This is a genomic window from Paenibacillus andongensis, from assembly GCF_025369935.1.
Lineage (GTDB): Bacteria > Bacillota > Bacilli > Paenibacillales > NBRC-103111 > Paenibacillus_E > Paenibacillus_E andongensis.
Map to the genome: position 1 here is coordinate 2,978,020 of NZ_CP104467.1, position 16,775 is coordinate 2,994,794.

Genomic DNA, 16,775 nt, shown 5'->3' on the forward strand with positions numbered 1-16,775 from the left:
ATTAGGAGTTGCCTTTATTATATATGATTCGGCGGGATATAGGAATTTAGGTATTTACTGTACACCTTTTTCCTCCTTTTTGGAACAAGCTTGAGAAAATTGAGTTGAAAGGTATAGCTAAAAGTCTATGATTCAAATGACCTAGATGATATGATAGTTTTACAGAAATTTTTACAATTTGATCCAATATGAGGGGGAACTGTGTTGAAAAAAGTCGTTATTTTGGGCGGCGGTGTTGCCGGAATGAGTGCCGCGCATGAATTGATTGTAAGAGGCTACGATGTGTCTGTCTACGAATTTAAAAGTATTCCAGGCGGGAAAGCGAGAAGTATGCCTTTCATAGGCAGCGGAACTGGCGGGAGGAAGGACCTACCAGGTGAACACGGTTTCCGGTTATTTCCTCGCTTTTACAGACATGTCATCGATACTTTGAAACGAATTCCCTATGAGAATGGCACCGTATATGATAACTTAACAGAAGTGACTCGGTTAGATATTGCCACCTATACTGCACCGCTATTGCCGCTGCTCGCCAAAATTGAATTTAGCTTAGACAATTTTATGGTGGTCATCAGAGATTTATTCGATAATGGTTTAGGTCTAAGTATGGATGATCTGGAGCAATACGGACGTAAGCTATGGCAAGTTATGACGAGCTGTGATGAACGCATTCGCGAGGAATATAACCTCATCGATTGGTGGAATTTCATTGAAGCGGATCAACAATCCCCTGCATTTCAAAAAATATTCGCTGGATTCACCAAAACCCTCGTTGCCTGTCAATCCAAAATTGCAAATACGCAAACTGTAGGCCCTGTAGCTGTTCAAATGACACTAGACATCACAACACCAGGTACGAGCTTCGTTCGTCTCTTGAACGGTCCTACGAATGACAAATGGGTGAACCCTTGGCTCACATTTTTACGAGAACAGGGAGTTGATTACCATCTAGAGGCAAAAGTTGAAAGCATCGATTGTGTGGATGGCGTTATTCGCAGTGCGAAGGTGACAGAGAACGGTAAGACCTTCCATGTAGAAGCTGATTATTACATAGCTGCATTCCCCGTTGAAGTGATGGGTAAATTCATTACGGACGCTATGGTGCAAGCCGATCCTACACTTGTAGGTGTGCAGAAGCTTGTTGATTCCGTCGCATGGATGAATGGCATTCAGTTTTATTTGAAGGAAGAACTGCCTATCACACATGGACATGTTATATACTTAGATGCACCTTGGTCGCTGACTTCGGTATCCCAGAAGCAATTTTGGCCGGACGTCGACCTTAGCCAGTATGGTGATGGCACAGTGAAGGGCGTTTTATCCGTCGATATTTCGGACTGGGATTCTCCTGGGATATTATTCGGTAAATCGGCTACACATTGCACGGCTGAAGAGATCAAAGCCGAAGTATGGGCACAGATGAAATTAAGTTTGAACGTGGATGGCGCCGTTATCTTAGAAGACGATGTTCTGCATTCTTGGTTCTTGGATACGGATATTCAATTTGAGAATCCCGAACATGCATGCACGAATATGGAACCCCTCCTTATTAATCGTGTGGGTACTTGGGATGACCGTCCTGAAGCGTATACCGCAATACCGAATCTGTTCCTTGCTGCTGATTACGTACGTACGAATACGAACCTTGCGACGATGGAAGGCGCTAATGAAGCGGCGAGACGCGCAGTTAATGCCATACTACAACAAGATGATTCTGCGGAAGAGCCTTGCGAAATATGGGAGATGTACACATTTGAGCTGGGGCATATTGATTTATTGAAACCTTTTCATCATCATGACAAGCGACGGTTTGAAAAGGGGCTTCCTTGGGATGGAAAGCTTTTTTAGGAATACCTAGCAGCTAGTTTTACTAGGAGGATTTTATGCTAATTTTGCCTGAATACGAGTTGATCAGACAAATCTATCAAGGCGAACGGACTGTACTTTATCGTGCTGTTCATAAGCCATCTATGGAAAAAGTAATTATCAAAACCTTGCGATCTGACTTTCCAGTATCAGCAGATATCGCGAGATTGAAACGTGAGTATGAGATTGGCATCATGCTAGACTTTCCCGGCATTGTTAAGCCACTCGCGCTACCCAAGTATCAAAACAGCTTAGCTCTCATTTTGGAAGACTTTGACGGTGAGACCTTATCGGCTTATTTCCCTATGTTTCGTCAGTCTATTCAAGCCTTTCTCGTAGCTGCAATTCAATTGGTCAAAATTGTTGGGGATATTCATCAACGGTACGTCATACATAAGGATATTAAGCCTAGCAACATTATTATTAATCCCGATAAGCAGATCATGAAACTGGCAGATTTCAGCATTTCCTCTTTTACGAGAGAGCGTCAAGAAATGCTGGACCCGTTAATGCTAGAAGGAACGCTAAGCTATATGTCGCCTGAGCAGACAGGTCGTATGAATCGTATTATCGATTACCGAACGGACTATTATTCCTTAGGGGTCACATTCTATGAAATGCTCACTGGACGTCTTCCATTTCAAACGGAAGATCCGGTGGAGCTGATTCATAGCCATTTTGCCGTGACACCGACTCCTCCCGAAAACTTACGGATGGGCATACCGAAGCCGCTATCCGATATTGTTATGAAGCTTCTGGCCAAAAATGCGGAAGAGCGATACCAAAGCGCCTACGGCATTATTCAGGATCTCGAGCACGTCTTGATGCTTAGCAATTCCGGGGAAGAAATGACGGATTTTACTGTAGGTCTCTATGACATGACGGACATGTTCCAGATACCCCAAGGGCTGTACGGACGAGCACAAGAAATCGAAAATCTGCTGCATGTTTATGGACGTGCGGTGCATGGATCGCTGGAGGCCGTTTGGGTAACGGGGGAATCTGGTTATGGCAAATCGTTTCTCATCGCCGAGACGATGAAGACGATCATGAAGGACAACGCATGGTTCTTATCAGGCCGATTCGAGCCTAACAAACAACATGTCTCGTATCATGCGTTGTCTAGGGCATTGCGTCAGTTAGTCCGTCAGCTTCTGACGGAGAAAGATCATCAAATCGAAGAGTATCGCGGACGTTTGCTGAAAGTACTGGGAACGAGCGGCAAAGTACTGACGGATCTCGTTCCGGACCTTGAGCTCCTAATCGGTGAGCAGCCCATTGCGAAGCAGCTTCCCCCACAAGAAACACAGAATCGATTGCACTTCTTATTGCAGCAATTTCTGCTAATCTTCTGTGTGAAGGACCGGCCCATCGTGTTGTTTCTCGATGATTTGCAGTGGGCAGATGCGGCCTCCTTGCACTTTCTTGACCTGCTATTGAACGATTCACAAATGAAGTATTTCCTTTTCATAGGGTCCTATCGAAGCGAGTATGACACTAATTGGTTATCGTCTACCCGTGTTCAATTGCTGGATAAGCTCCCAGAGCGCCTTGTTACGGAACGGATTATTTTGCAGCCACTGGAAATTGCGGATGTCAAGCAGTTGATTGCGGAGTCGTTGAAAACGGAAGAGCAGCAGGTAGTTGAGCTGGCTCAGCTTGTTCTGCAAAAAACCGGAGGGAATCCTTTTTTCGTCAAACAATTTTTAACAGCCTTACACGAACAAAATTTACTTACCTTTAATTATGAAGTTAATCGTTGGATATGGGATATAGTTGAAATTCAGAAGCTTAGAATTACCGATAATCTTATGTTCCTACTCGCTGAGAAGCTGCAGCGCATGCCGCCAAGAACGCAATACTTAATGCGGCTAGCTGCTTGTTTGGGGGCCTCTTTTGACCTGGAAGCGCTTGGTATTATTGCTAAGATGTCCTTTACTGATGTTCTGCACGAGTTGGAAATAGCTATTCAAAACGGTTTGATGATACCAGTTGGTACGGATTATAAGTTTTTTATCGAGATCCAAGGGAACTCCACTGCACGGGACATACGTTTTATGTTTGTGCATGATTCCATTCAAGAAGCCGTCTATGGTTCTATTGAGGAATCCATGCTGCCAGAGATGCACTTGAACATCGCACATCAGCTGTTGGAGCATTTAACTGAAGATCAGGCCGAGCCCCGGTTATTCGATATCGTCAACCATATGAATATTGGATCTAACTTACTAACGGAGCGGAAGGAGCTTATCCAGCTTCTAGAATTTAATTTTGCTGCAGGCCGCAAAGCTAAATCCTCGAATGCCTATCGTTCAGCATTGCAGTATTACAATAAAGCATTAGCCTTGCTGAAGTTGGTAGAGGGTGCGGAGTTAAATGACCTTAGCTTTTCCATTCGACTGGAGAAGTCAGAAGTGCTTTATCTGAATGGTCAGGCGGATGAAGCCGAGATATCGTATGAAGAACTGCTTGTAGATGCCCGTACGAACGAACTTAAGTTAGAAATATATAACTTACAAGTGATTCTGTACACGAACGTCGGAAAGCAGCATAAAAGTGTGGAAGTCGGATTGAAAGCCTTAGCTGAACAAGGTATCCGCATATCTAAAGAACCTACTGGCGTGAACATTTTTCTCGAATATATGAAGCTAAAAGCAATGATTGGACGGAAGAATACGCTGCAGCTGTACGATTTACCGATAATGGAAGATGAATACAGAACCAAACTGATGAATTTAATGATGAGTATTGCCATTTCCGCCTATTTCGTGAATACGAATTTGTTTGTTTTGTTCATGTTCATCATGACGAAGCATGCTTTGAAGTATGGCAATACGCCCATGATGGCATATGTATATGGATCTTATGGCTTGATTCTGGGCTCAGGCTTCGGGGATTATCAGCTGGGCTACCAATATGGGCAGCTTGGTGATCGCATGAATGCCAGATTTCAATCCCATCAATTCCGCAGCAAAAGCCATTTCTCTTTTGGTTTGTTCGTCACACCTTGGGTTAAACCTCTGCAGCTCTGTTTGGAGCATTTAAAGGAGTCGTTCCGAAGCGGGATCGAAGATGGGGACTTGGTTTTCGCAGGATATGCCCTCACTTATCAGGTTTTGATGAAGGATTTTCAAGGTGTTGTACTTTCGGAAGTGCAAGAAGATCTAGCTAAAAATTATCGGATATTGGAACAGACCAATCATCATGACACCCTTCTTATGTTAGAAATGCTCGGTAAGGTCATTCATAATTTGGAAGGGAAGTCTGAGAATCCCTTAATTGTCGGCAAGGATGAGGAAGATGAAGATCAATTTGTCCGAAAGCTGGAGATCCACCCGAACCAAGTCATTTTTCATGAGTATACCGTTAAAAAAATGATGCTGTATTATTTATTTGGCCAATATGAGGAAGCTTTAAAGTTTGGTAAAGATGCGGAACCTATGCAGTCTGTTTCTTTCGGGCTGTTTCATATTCCTGAGAACTATTTCTACTATGCCTTGTCTATAGCTGCAAAATATAAAGAGGCTGCAATGTTAGAGCAGAAGATGATGGCCAAACAGATGAAAAAGATGCTTCGCAAGATGGATAAATGGGCTGCCCATTGTCCGGAAAACTTTTTGCATATTAGCCTATTAATGCATGCGGAGTGGAACCGGGTAACAGGCCATTTTCACAAAGCGGAGCAAGAATACGAAACGTCAATCCGGCAAGCAAGGGAGCAGGGTTTCATCCAACATGAGGCGATTGCCTGTGAGCTAGCAGGGAAGATGTATAAGGAAGCTGGCCGTGAAAAGATTGCCAAAACCTATTTCGTCGATGCTTATTACGGTTATCTAAGCTGGGGTGCGAAGGCTAAGGCGGAGGAGTTAATGCTGCGTTATCCAGCCTATTTAACATCACTCAAGGAGTCAAAGGATTGGGGCACGACCAAAATAAGTGATTATTCACTGCAGGCGCTTGATTTTATGACGATTATGAACACGTCTAGGTCATTGTCGAGTGAAGTGAACTTGGAGCAATTGATCAAGCGGTTAATGGAAATTGTGACCTATTCGTCTGGCGCGGAGAGAAGCATCCTTGTCTTGAAGGAGCGCGACAGCTTATTCGTGGAGGCTGAGATGCATGCCATTGACGGCAAGGATTCCTGTACCGTAAGCTCTGTTCTACTAGAAACAAGAGAAGATCTCCCGACGGCTGTGATTCAATTCGTGGCAAGAACCAAGGAAGGCGTTGTACTCGATGATGCCGAGAATAAGGGATTCTTTACACATGATCCATATATTCGGGCAACGGAGAGTAAATCGATCTTCTGTGAGCCGATCCTGCATCAGGGCAATCTAGTCGGTGTCTTTTATCTTGAAAATAATTTGATTCGTAATGCCTTTACTTCAGACCGACTTGATATTATCAAGCTGTTGTCTGCTCAGGCGGCAATTTCGATCGAGAATGCAAGACTCTATAATGATTTGGAGTCCAAAGTCAAAGAACGGACGAACGAATTGATCTTGATGGAGACGTCGCGTCGCGACCTGCTGTCTAATATTTCCCATGATTTGGGCACGCCGCTTACGTCCATTCAGGGTTATGTTGAGGCTATTCTAGATGGGGTTATTCAAGAGCCTGAGGAACAGAGAAAGTACCTTTCGGTCGTTCACATGCGGATTGTCGGCATTCAGCGGCTCATTACGGATCTGTATCAGTTAAGTCGTCTTGAGACTAAACAGTTCCATTTCCAGCTAGCCCCAACCTCATGCGGAACGATGGTTCGCCAGCTTTTTGCGAAGTATGAGCTGGATGCAGCGAATGCTGGAATTACCTATACGCTAAACATGGCACATTCAGAAGGCGAGGAACTGCTCTTAACGGTAGATACAGATCGTATTGAACAGGTGTATGCGAATATTTTGTACAATGCCATTAAGTTTTCCACTAGAGGCGGATTCATTGATGTTCACGTGGAAATCAAGGATGAGCCGAGCGAGTTAGTGATTCGGGTTACCGATACCGGCGTGGGGATTAGCGAAGAGGATCTTCCGCATATCTTTGAACGGTTCTACAAAGTGTCCAAATCCCGCAGCACGTCGGGCGGCAGCGGCCTGGGACTCGCGATTGCTAAGGAGATCGTGCAGTATCACGGCGGGCAAATTTGGGCGGAAAGCCGCCTTGGCAAAGGCTGCAGCATCTCGTTCTCGTTACCTGTGCATCGGATTTAGAACCGAGAACCGTATACTTCACATGATTCTGTGTGCAGTGTACGGTTTTTTGGGTTAAGGTCGAATGGTCACTCTGGTGTGAATCGGCACAAGTGCAGCTAACTCAAGCACATCATCGTTATACATGCGAATACAGCCGTGAGATGTTCTCTTGCCTACGGAGGAAGGATCATTCGTGCCATGGATACCATAATGTGGTTTACTTAAACCCATCCAGAATACGCCGAAAGGGCCGCCTGGATTTGGCTGCTTATTGATAATAAAAAATTCACCCGTCGGTGTGTTGGTTAGCATTTTACCAATACCAACTGGGAATCCACGTACAACGATGTTTGCATCCAAAAGATATAATTGAAAGTCAGAAAGATCAACAATAATTCGGTAATTGGGCATAGGATTGTCACCTCAAGCTATTCTATGTAAATTGTAACGATTTCGATAATGAAATTACTTGTGATATACTGCTGTAGATATCAGTCACTGAAGGAGAAACAGTCATGCAAACATTTCTACAGTTTAATCCAACAAAATTATGGTTTGGCCAAGGTCAAATAGAGCAGCTGCAGCAGGAACTTGGTACGACGGGCAAGCGAGTATTGCTTGTGTATGGCGGAGGAAGCATTAAGAAAAATGGCGTATACGATGCTGTTATGGAACAGCTTACACATATGCAAGCAGAAGTGTTTGAAATGTCTGGAGTGGAGCCTAATCCGCGGCTGGGCACTGTACGGAAAGGGATAGAAATTTGCCGCGATAAGCAAATCGAGCTCATTTTGGCCGTTGGCGGGGGCAGTGTGATTGATTGTGCCAAAGCGATTTCCGTGGGGGTATATTATGACGGGGATGTTTGGGACATCATTACTCGGAAAGCTGTGCCTCACAAAGCGCTTCCTTTCGGAACGGTTTTAACACTTGCGGCTACAGGTTCTGAGATGAATAATATTTCCGTCATCACCCATTGGGAGAAAAATGAAAAACGTGGTTGGAGCAGCCCTTTTTCTTATCCGGCTTTCTCTATTTTAGACCCTGCGTACACGTACTCTGTACCTAAGGATCAGACGGTTTATGGCATCGTGGATATGATGTCGCACGTGCTGGAGCAGTACTTCCATCGGACGGAGAACACACCTATGATTGATCGTTTCATGGAGTCAGTCCTTTTGACAGTCATTGAAGCTGCACCGAAGCTGCTTGCAGATCTTACCAGCTATGAGCATAGAGCAACGATCATGTATGCAGGAACGACAGCTTTTAACGGGCTTCTGTCCAGCGGCACAGATGGCGGAGACTGGGCATCTCATCAGATCGAACATGGCCTGTCCGCTGTTTATGATATTCCGCATGGCGGAGGGCTTGGGATTGTCTTCCCAAATTGGATGAAGCATTGTGCGGAGGAAGATCCTTCGCGGATGAAGAAGCTGGCGATTGCTGTTTTCGGTATCGATCCATCGGATAAAACAGATCATGAAATTGCACTCGAAGGGATTGAGGCCCTGCGAAATTTCTGGAATTCCCTTGGTGCGCCGAATCGATTAGGGGATTATGGGATTGATGATTCCAGAATTGAGGAATTAGTCCATAAATCATTCATGAAGGACAAAGTGGGACAATACAAAATGATGACGCGGGAAACCGTTAGAGATATTTTGATTCGATCTTTAGTCTAAGAGAAAAGCTATCCCAATGTAGATGAATCTACGCGGGGTAGCTTTTGTATTTTTGCAAACATTAAAATTGCATAAATTCGTAGAGATATGGCTATTAATCGTGTACAGTTAAAGATGACAACCCATATTATGTAAAGTCTCAAGGGAGTGGATGTAATCAAAATTCGAATTATTGGTGCTTTTATTTTGTTGTTCATTAGTGCTTCAAGTTTTTATTTAATAGACCTAATGACATTTGAACCAAGGCCAAATGGCGTAATTTCAGGGAATGGTAATCCCGCGATCATCATCATGTTTATTGCAATTCCCGTATATGCGATGTTACTAGGTATGATTTCGATGTTTTTTTATAACGTTAAGAAAGTAACTAGGATAAAAAAAGGTTTGATCATCTTTTTTATAAGCTTGCTCCTCATTTTTTGTATTTTAGGAGAGATCAACGAAGTCAAATGGCATCTTGATACACTGAATGGTGGACCTAACAATCCGAATTCAATTATTTATAGATGGGGATGGTTCAATCAGTATACGAACACCATTTATTTCAATGTATACAGTTTTGTTTTTGGGATTGCTCTTTCAGGGATGCTCGGGTGTATAATATCCATCAAGAAAAATCGTGAAGGACAACAAGCATGAAAAAACCTCTTGTCATAGGTATCTCTGGAGGCTCAGGAAGTGGAAAAACGACGTGGAGTCAGTACTTGTTAGAACATTTTAGTCATTACAAAGTCCGAATCATACACAGTGATAGATACTTTAAGAAAATGAGGCCCGTTACTAGAGCACCTTTCTCTAATAAAGAGTACGATGATTTTAATCAACCGGAGTCTGTAGATGTTGAAAGATTAATAGGCGATATTGATGCTGCAATTTTTAATAACGAATTAAATCTATTAATCGTTGAGGGATTTCTGATATTTCATTTTGAAGTTGTAAGAGAACGTCTAGCGTACAAGTTTTATATCGACTGTGAATCTGACGAGAGATTAGTTAGAAGGATTGCGCGAGATTCGAAGGATGGAAGTAACTTAAATGAAATCGTTGCTGAATACTTGGACCTTGTTAGACACAGTCATGATAAGTACGTGGAACCAACAAAATGGTATGCCGATCTTATTATTAATGGTACTAGTAGTGAGAATAGGGGGAGACAAATCATTGTTGATTGGATTCAACGGGAATTAACATACCGGGAATCTCGGTTCTGATCGCGTATAGACAATTAACAACTAATCAACTGGGGGAAGCAAAAATGGCATTTTTCAAGAAAATGTTAGCGAGTGTTGGGATTGGGAACATCGATATCGACACACAGTTTCATACGGAGGATTTTATTCCGGGAGAGCTGGTTGAGGGCGTCGTTATTGCCAAAGGCGGAAAAGTGGAGCAGAAGGTGGATAAAATCTACTTTCAAATCATGACGGAATATAAGAAGCCTGTAGAGACAGATGCGAATCGCGATGGACGCACTGAAATTCGTATGGAGAATGAAACCATCGTTATAGCCAACATTTTGCTTGGTGAAAGCCTCATTATTGAGCCGGGGGAAACGATTGAAATTCCTTTTGAATTCATTTTGCCGCATGAGACGCCAATCTCCATCGGTGTCAGCCCGATCTGGGTGCGCACAGGCTTAGACATTGATAATGCAGTTGATCCCTCGGATCGCGATGATATTGAAGTTCAGGCACACCCGCATACTGTGGTTGTTTTTGAAGCTTTGGAAGAACTCGGTTTTCATTTGCATCAAGCGGAGAATGAGTTTTATTTACAACGAAATTATCATTTACCTTTTATTCAAAAGTTTGAATTTGTCCCCAACAAAAATGGTGAGTACCACAGCTCAGTGGACGAACTTGAACTCATCTTCTACCCAGATGAAGACGGCGTAGAGATCATCCTAGAGTTCGATCGCAAAACGCGTGGTTTCAGAGGATTTCTATCGGATATGTTGGATACGGATGAGTCTCATCATCGCTACTTTTTCAGCTGTGAAGAGCTGGAGGAAGGTTCTTCCGCTGTAGCGGATCAGTTCAGAGGGATCTTTGACGAGTTGTTGGAGTAATACATAGGAAGAGGCTGTCACCAACGGTAGGGTAGTGATTACCGGAGGGACAGTCTCTTTTCAATTCAAATTTAATTGTTAGGCATGTGCTAATTGTTTCAGTTCAAGTTTTCCTGTTGTCAAATACGTGAGTTCCGGTGTTGAGAAATAGTCAGCTAATCGCCGAAGTCTCATATATATCGTTCGCAAAATAACGGAATCCATCTCCGTGATCATACTGCGATTTGCAATAAAGTCACGCATGCTCACCTTGATGAGATACTCGCTATCTCGAAGATCGGTTATCAGTTGTTTATTGGGAAGGTCTCCGTAGTTGACTATGTACTTCGTTTGAGCAAGAGCACTTAGATAGAGTTCAGCACATGTTCGTGAAATTTGTACTTGCCTCTTTGCTCCCAAAGCATCAGTGACAGTAAGCATTTGATTTTTGGCATCTAAGGAGTTCTTTTTCAAATAAACAATTTCGTGAGAGGCAATACCCTCTGTGAGTAAACGAACGATGATGGCATCTTGCGGATTGATACAGCGAGTCTCGATAAAATGAATTTGTTCTAATGTAATAATACGAAATCAGCATCCCTTCAAGTGTGTAAATTGGATTTCAGTAAACTTTCATTCGGCTTTCAGTAATAAGCAACTATATACTCTATGTGGGATGTTGATCGATTATGACTATTTACAATAAAAAAAATACCTCTATTTTCATGAAGAAGAAGGGAATACTTAGTTTATGCAGAAAATGAGTGTAGATATGTAAGGGTGGAGTTGAGAGGGAGGGGCTACTGAATATGGTGAATGAAGAAGGAAAATTAAAGAAGGTGTTAGGCTTACGGGATTCGATTGGTATCGCCCTCGGTCAAATTATTGGAGCGGGAATCATGTCAATCACTGGCATCGCCATTGCCTTAACGGGGTCTGGAGTACCGCTTGCTTTCGTGCTTTCCTCTGTTTTTATGCTCATCATCACGATTCCACTTGCTGTATTAGGTTCAGTTCTTCCTGCAACTGGAGGCATGTATAAATATACGAGTCGGTTACTTTCTCCGAACGCAGGGTTTGTCTATTTAATCCTATTTACATTCGGTCATTTAACCATCGCTGTATATGCCATTTCCTTCGCACAATATTTACAGGGAATCATGCCGGATACGCCGATCATGCTTGTAGCCTTCACAGTGCTGACTTTCTTCTATCTCATTAATCTGTTTGGCATCAAGTTTATGTCATCATTAGGAAAGGTGCTCGTAGCGATTAAGCTGCTGTCACTTCTTGTGTTTATTGTATGGGGAATTTCGGAGGTCGACTATTCGGTGTTTCATCCCGCAGAGATTTTTCCTCAGGGCATAGGTAGCTTTCTTACGGCAGTTGGCATCACGTCCTTTGCATCTGGTGGCGCTTATGCTGTAGTTGAGCTCGGAGGCGAAATGAAGCGGCCGCAAAGGGATATTCCGCTAACCATTTTCATCAGTAGTGGCATAGTTGCCTTACTTTATATAGGCATTGGCATTGTGGCAACAGGCGTTCTGCCGATTTCGGAAGTTGCGGGAGAGTCGCTTTCAGATGTGGCGAGGACGATATTGCCCAATCCATTGTTCCTATTTTTTATCATAGGCGGGGCTATGTTTGCACTGGCTTCTACACTTAATGTGACGTTTTCCTGGGTGACAAGGGGGATGCTGGTGGCATGTCGCGATGGTTGGCTCCCTTCATCATTCGGTGCCGTTAATCGAAGGTATGGTACACCGCATTGGCTGCTCACGTTTTACTATCTCCTTGGTGTCATGCCCATTGTGACAGGAGTGTCGTTGACCACGATTTCACAGCTAGGGGTTGGCATTTTACTCATTTCGAGCATTTTCCCCGTACTTTCTGCCGTGCAGCTTCCACGCAAATACCCTGAGCTTTATCGCAATGCACCTTTCACTATGAAGCCAAGTCTACTTTACACCATTGTCGTCATAGCCGTTGGTTTACTCGCCTTTCAAGGCTATTTACTACTCAGCCGATTGTCGGCTCCTTTAATTGTAGGCAACATAGTGCTTGTCGCAGCATCTATCGTTTATGTGCAGATTGTCGGCAAACGCCGAATAAATAAACAGGCTTCAAACGCTGCTGCAAGCAATAGTCGCGATATCAAATTGTTGCAATAATCATTTTCAGTTCTTTGGTAAACTCTTTGCAGGGCAGGGACTGATGACGATTCTTTAGACGCAAGGAACAGAAGGAAATATCCATATCCTCTCCAGTGATTTCTAAGGCAACAATGCTGCCTGTTTGGACATAAGGGTCGTATTTCAGGCCGATTTCCGTATAAAATCCAACGGCAATACCTTCCGCAATTACACGTTTGGCAGCCTCTGAATTCCCTAACTTAAATAGAATATTCGGCTCTCCATATTTTTTTAATTTACCAATAAGATACTCAGAATTCAGGAGAATCGGTTGATGGACAAGTTCTTCTAAGGAAATGCTTTTTCGATGAGCCAGTGGGGAGTTTTTCCCCACACATGCCATCACTCTACTGTCCATTAACGTCTCGGTGATCAATTGTTTATTCGGCTCTTCATAATTCCGGGATACGGCGATTAGACCAATATCTACATTACCGCTTTGGACTTCTTGTTTAATCTGCGGATAATCAAGCTCCACCATTTCGAGCTCTACGCCAGCATGTTTTGCTTTGAAAATCGCCAAGGTTGAGGGTAAAACACTCAAGCATAGGCTAGGCACAGAAGCGATGGAAAGGAACCCTGAGAGCTGATTGGACTGACATTCTGCCGTCTCTCGAAGTTCCTCTACTTTTTTTATAATCTCTTCCGCTTTGCTTATAATTAATTTCCCGTCTTCCGTAGGAACGGCTCCGAAGCGCGAACGCTTAAATAGCTTCACCCCAAGCTCTTCCTCCAGACTCACGATAGCCTGACTGATATTCGGTTGGGAGACGTGAAGCTTTTCGGCAGCTAGGGAGATCGAACCGGTTTGATTGATTTCAATAATATAGAGGAGTTGTTCAATCCGCATAGTTCTCCTTTTTTGGGAAGCGATTTATGTCGTAAATATATCCCAAAAGCGGACGATAGGCAATGATAGGGAAGCCCTATTTTAAGAGGCTCCGTACTCAACATTCAGTTTGCTTAGCTCCTTCATTTGTCCGTTGAAGACGAAACGTGATAGCACGACGCTGATTTCATATAATGCGAATAAGGGGATGGCCACCATCAGATGTGAGATGAGATCAGGCGGTGAAATTAGGCTAGCTAATATAACTAGCACGATATAAGCGTATCTGCGAAATTTGTTCAGGAGTTTTGGATTCAGCAGTTTTAGTCTAGTTAGAAACATGACGACGATAGGGAGTTCGAAGGCAATCGACAAAGGCAGCACGATGTTCAGCATGAAACTAAAATATTGGGCAACACCGTACGTCGGGGTTAATCCAAGGTTATCGGAAATTTGGGTAGTGAATGCCATGCACATGGGGAAAACAACGAAGTAGGCAAAGGTTAAACCGATGATAAAACACAGGACGGTATAAGGAATATAACGAAGTGTGGCTGACTGCTCCTCCTTCGTTAGGCCTTGTTTAACGAATCCCCAGATCTGATAGAGGATAAAAGGCAAAGTGACCGTTAGGGATATCGCGAAAGCAATCATCATATAGAGGCGAATACTATCCATGGGGGAAAATACATGCCATGTCATGTCGGATGCCGGGGGTGTTTGCTTCAAGTACAGGAGGAGCTTCTGGGCGGCAAGAAAGCCGGCAATCATCGTAAGGACAATGACGATTAGAACTCGAATAATACGTGTTCGCAGTTCGGAAAGATGTTCAACGAGAGACATCGTTTCTTTTATTGGCATGGAAAACACCTCCAAAGCTATGTATGATCGTCATTGACTTAAGATCCCGCTAGCATGCGCTTAAGCTCAACGGTGTGGAAGCCGTCCATCAGCTTCGTGTGGATCTCCATGATGGTCTGAATATCCTCAAATGAATATTTACGAACGCCTCCTTTACTTCTTTCCGGGAAAATAAGCTTGCGATCTTCGTAATAACGAATCTGCCTTTCTGTTAACCCGGTTAATTCGCTTACCACTCCAATTTGAATTACTTTCTTCTTCGTCATCGACATCATCCATCCTCCTTTAAGTGTTAGATAAATTAACGTTTACATGACATTATTTACAAGTTAACTCTATCACCATGCTCATTTCCGATCAAATAACCTATTTTTATCCCGATATAAGCAATATTTATGTAATGTAATCTTACACAAAATAGTGACGGAACCCTGATCTACTGGTACGTTTATTGTGCGGTTTATCCAAACATGAACGAGGAGATGGGAGCATGGAGAAGACACCGATCAAAGAAGATCAAATTACACGTAGACAATTTTTGACTACAGTCGGCAAAATAGGAGGGTCAGCCGCACTCTTTAGTGTTATGGGGACTCTGGGGCTCTTATCCCCAGAAACGATGAAAGCGGCAGATTACACGCCGCCTTCAGGCAGGGATCTCACTTCTACGAACCGCAACGGGAAAAAGGTGATCATTCTAGGCGCAGGGATAGCCGGTATGACGGCTGCCTACGAGCTGGGAATGGCCGGATATCAGTGTACAATTTTAGAAGCGAGAGCTCGTTCCGGCGGTAGAGCTTGGACGGTTCGCAGAGGTACGACGGTTACGGAATTAGGAGGCACCAAGCAGGTTGCGCGCTTTGATAATGGGATGTATTTGAATGCGGGACCGATGCGGATTCCCCAGTTTCATGTGACATTGGAATATGCGCGCAAATTTGGTGTCGCGATCGAACCGTTCAACAATGTGAACGAGAGCGGTTACTATTATAACGAAAATGTGGGCGAATTGTCGGGTGTGAAAATTCCGAAGCGCCAAGCGAAGGCAGATGTTAGGGGCTATGTCGCCGAAATGCTAGCTAAAGCGGTGAATCAGAAAGCACTGGATCTTCCTCTTACAACAGAAGAAAAAGCTAAGCTTGTCACTTATTTGAAAACCGAAGGGGATTTGAACGCAGATCTGTTCTATAAAGGTTCAGAGAGAGCGGGGTATAACGAGGAACCAGGCGGTAAATTCGACGCGGGCGTACGTAGAGATCCATTTAGTTTAAAAGCGATCATAAATTCCGGTTTTGGGCAATTCTTTAGCAGCGAATACAGTTATGATCAACAAATGATGATGTTTCATCCGGTAGGCGGGATGGACCAAATTGCTAAAGCGTTTGAGAAGCGTGTGGGCGACCGAATCGAATTCCATGCAGAGGTTCAGGAAATTAAGCAATCCTCCGATGGTGTTCGTATCCTGTATAAGGACTTGAATAGCGGCGCCAGCAAGGAGGCTGCAGGAGACTTTTGTATCTGTACGATTCCTTTGTCTGTCCTCAAGGATATTAAGGCTGATTTCTCCGCTGACATGTCGACGGCTATTTCTAAAATTAACTACGCATCCGCAGGTAAAATTGGGCTCCAGTTTAAACGTAGATTCTGGGAAGAAGATGAGTTTATTTTTGGCGGTAGCTCGCTGACTAATATGGACATTTCTAGTATTTATTACCCGCCGACTGATTATTTTGCCAAAAAGGGACTTCTCTTAGGCTATTATGCCTTCGGGGGTAACGCTGACAAGATTGGTAAAATGACACCTGAACAAAGGGAAGATTACGCATTAAGCCAAGGGGCGAAAATTCATCCGCAATATTATAAAGAGTTCGAGGCCTCTTTCTCTGTAGATTGGAAGAAGATCAAATATAATCAAGGCGGATGGGCTTCGTATACGGCTGATGACCGCAAAACATATTACCCTACCTTGTGTAAGCCGGACGGTCGCATTTATTTGGCTGGGGAACATATCAGCTATATTACCGCTTGGCAGGCAGGGGCGATTGAATCTGCGAGGAAAGTAGTTACTGAAATTCATGAGCGTGTAATGAAAGAGTAGAT

The 16,775-nt window shown here is 43.6% G+C and carries 13 protein-coding genes and 1 pseudogene; 9 read left to right on the forward strand and 5 right to left on the reverse strand.

Features of this window, described 5'->3' with window-relative positions; genetic code table 11:
• Positions 1–201: 201 nt before the first annotated feature.
• The 3 genes and pseudogenes from NYR53_RS12995 (at position 202) to NYR53_RS34645 (ending at position 7,079) form a co-directional block, all read left to right on the forward strand.
• Positions 202–1,848: a hydroxysqualene dehydroxylase gene (locus NYR53_RS12995; protein WP_261305560.1), complete on the forward strand. Its 1,647-nt coding sequence runs from the start codon at positions 202–204 to the stop codon at positions 1,846–1,848.
• 35 nt (positions 1,849–1,883) lie between these two features.
• Positions 1,884–6,572, forward strand: a pseudogene (locus tag NYR53_RS13000) (AAA family ATPase); the annotation flags it as partial.
• Positions 6,558–7,079, forward strand: a complete 522-nt coding sequence (locus NYR53_RS34645) for a sensor histidine kinase (protein WP_437180181.1) — start codon at positions 6,558–6,560, stop codon at positions 7,077–7,079. The pseudogene NYR53_RS13000 and the gene NYR53_RS34645, both read left to right, overlap by 15 nt.
• 54 nt (positions 7,080–7,133) lie before the next feature.
• On the opposite strand, the gene NYR53_RS13005 is transcribed toward NYR53_RS34645, so the two are convergent.
• On the reverse strand, positions 7,134–7,472 hold the full coding sequence (locus tag NYR53_RS13005) for a L,D-transpeptidase (RefSeq protein ID WP_261305562.1): 339 nt from the start codon (positions 7,470–7,472) through the stop codon (positions 7,134–7,136).
• A gap of 104 nt (positions 7,473–7,576) precedes the next feature.
• On the opposite strand from NYR53_RS13005, the gene NYR53_RS13010 reads away from it, so the two are divergent.
• The 4 genes from NYR53_RS13010 (at position 7,577) to NYR53_RS13025 (ending at position 10,814) form a co-directional block, all read left to right on the forward strand.
• Positions 7,577–8,746, forward strand: a complete 1,170-nt coding sequence (locus NYR53_RS13010; RefSeq protein WP_261305563.1) for an iron-containing alcohol dehydrogenase — start codon at positions 7,577–7,579, stop codon at positions 8,744–8,746.
• 147 nt (positions 8,747–8,893) lie between these two features.
• Positions 8,894–9,385 (forward strand): hypothetical protein, encoded by a 492-nt coding sequence (locus NYR53_RS13015; protein ID WP_261305564.1) that lies wholly within the window; start codon positions 8,894–8,896, stop codon positions 9,383–9,385.
• A complete protein-coding gene (locus NYR53_RS13020) occupies positions 9,382–9,957 on the forward strand; it encodes a uridine kinase family protein (RefSeq protein WP_261305565.1) in 576 nt (191 codons plus the stop codon). The genes NYR53_RS13015 and NYR53_RS13020 overlap by 4 nt, the downstream gene beginning before the upstream one ends.
• Before the next feature lie 44 nt (positions 9,958–10,001).
• Positions 10,002–10,814 (forward strand): sporulation protein, encoded by an 813-nt coding sequence (locus tag NYR53_RS13025; protein WP_261305566.1) that lies wholly within the window; start codon positions 10,002–10,004, stop codon positions 10,812–10,814.
• 78 nt (positions 10,815–10,892) lie between these two features.
• Here the strand turns inward: NYR53_RS13025 and NYR53_RS13030 are convergent, their stop codons facing one another.
• A complete protein-coding gene (locus NYR53_RS13030; RefSeq protein WP_496198184.1) occupies positions 10,893–11,378 on the reverse strand; it encodes a phage lytic cycle repressor MrpR family protein in 486 nt (161 codons plus the stop codon).
• Positions 11,379–11,602: 224 nt separating this feature from the next.
• Between NYR53_RS13030 and NYR53_RS13035 the strand changes: the two genes are divergently transcribed.
• Entirely contained in the window at positions 11,603–12,964 is a 1,362-nt protein-coding gene (locus tag NYR53_RS13035; protein WP_261305568.1) for an APC family permease, read from the forward strand.
• Here NYR53_RS13035 and NYR53_RS13040 read toward each other — a convergent pair.
• The 3 genes from NYR53_RS13040 to NYR53_RS13050 all read right to left on the reverse strand — a co-directional run bounded on the left by NYR53_RS13040 (position 12,948) and on the right by NYR53_RS13050 (position 14,947).
• The gene (locus NYR53_RS13040) at positions 12,948–13,835 is read right to left on the reverse strand and encodes a LysR family transcriptional regulator (protein WP_261305569.1); all 888 of its coding nucleotides are present in this window, start codon (positions 13,833–13,835) and stop codon (positions 12,948–12,950) included. The two genes, NYR53_RS13035 and NYR53_RS13040, sit on opposite strands and share 17 nt — an antisense overlap.
• 81 nt (positions 13,836–13,916) lie before the next feature.
• Positions 13,917–14,675: a twin-arginine translocase subunit TatC gene (tatC, locus tag NYR53_RS13045; RefSeq protein WP_261305570.1), complete on the reverse strand. Its 759-nt coding sequence runs from the start codon at positions 14,673–14,675 to the stop codon at positions 13,917–13,919.
• A 38-nt stretch (positions 14,676–14,713) separates the two neighbouring features.
• A complete protein-coding gene (locus NYR53_RS13050; RefSeq protein ID WP_261306354.1) occupies positions 14,714–14,947 on the reverse strand; it encodes a MerR family transcriptional regulator in 234 nt (77 codons plus the stop codon).
• Between the two features lie 218 nt (positions 14,948–15,165).
• Between NYR53_RS13050 and NYR53_RS13055 the strand changes: the two genes are divergently transcribed.
• Positions 15,166–16,773: a flavin monoamine oxidase family protein gene (locus NYR53_RS13055; protein WP_261305571.1), complete on the forward strand. Its 1,608-nt coding sequence runs from the start codon at positions 15,166–15,168 to the stop codon at positions 16,771–16,773.
• The last annotated feature ends 2 nt before the right edge of the window (positions 16,774–16,775 follow it).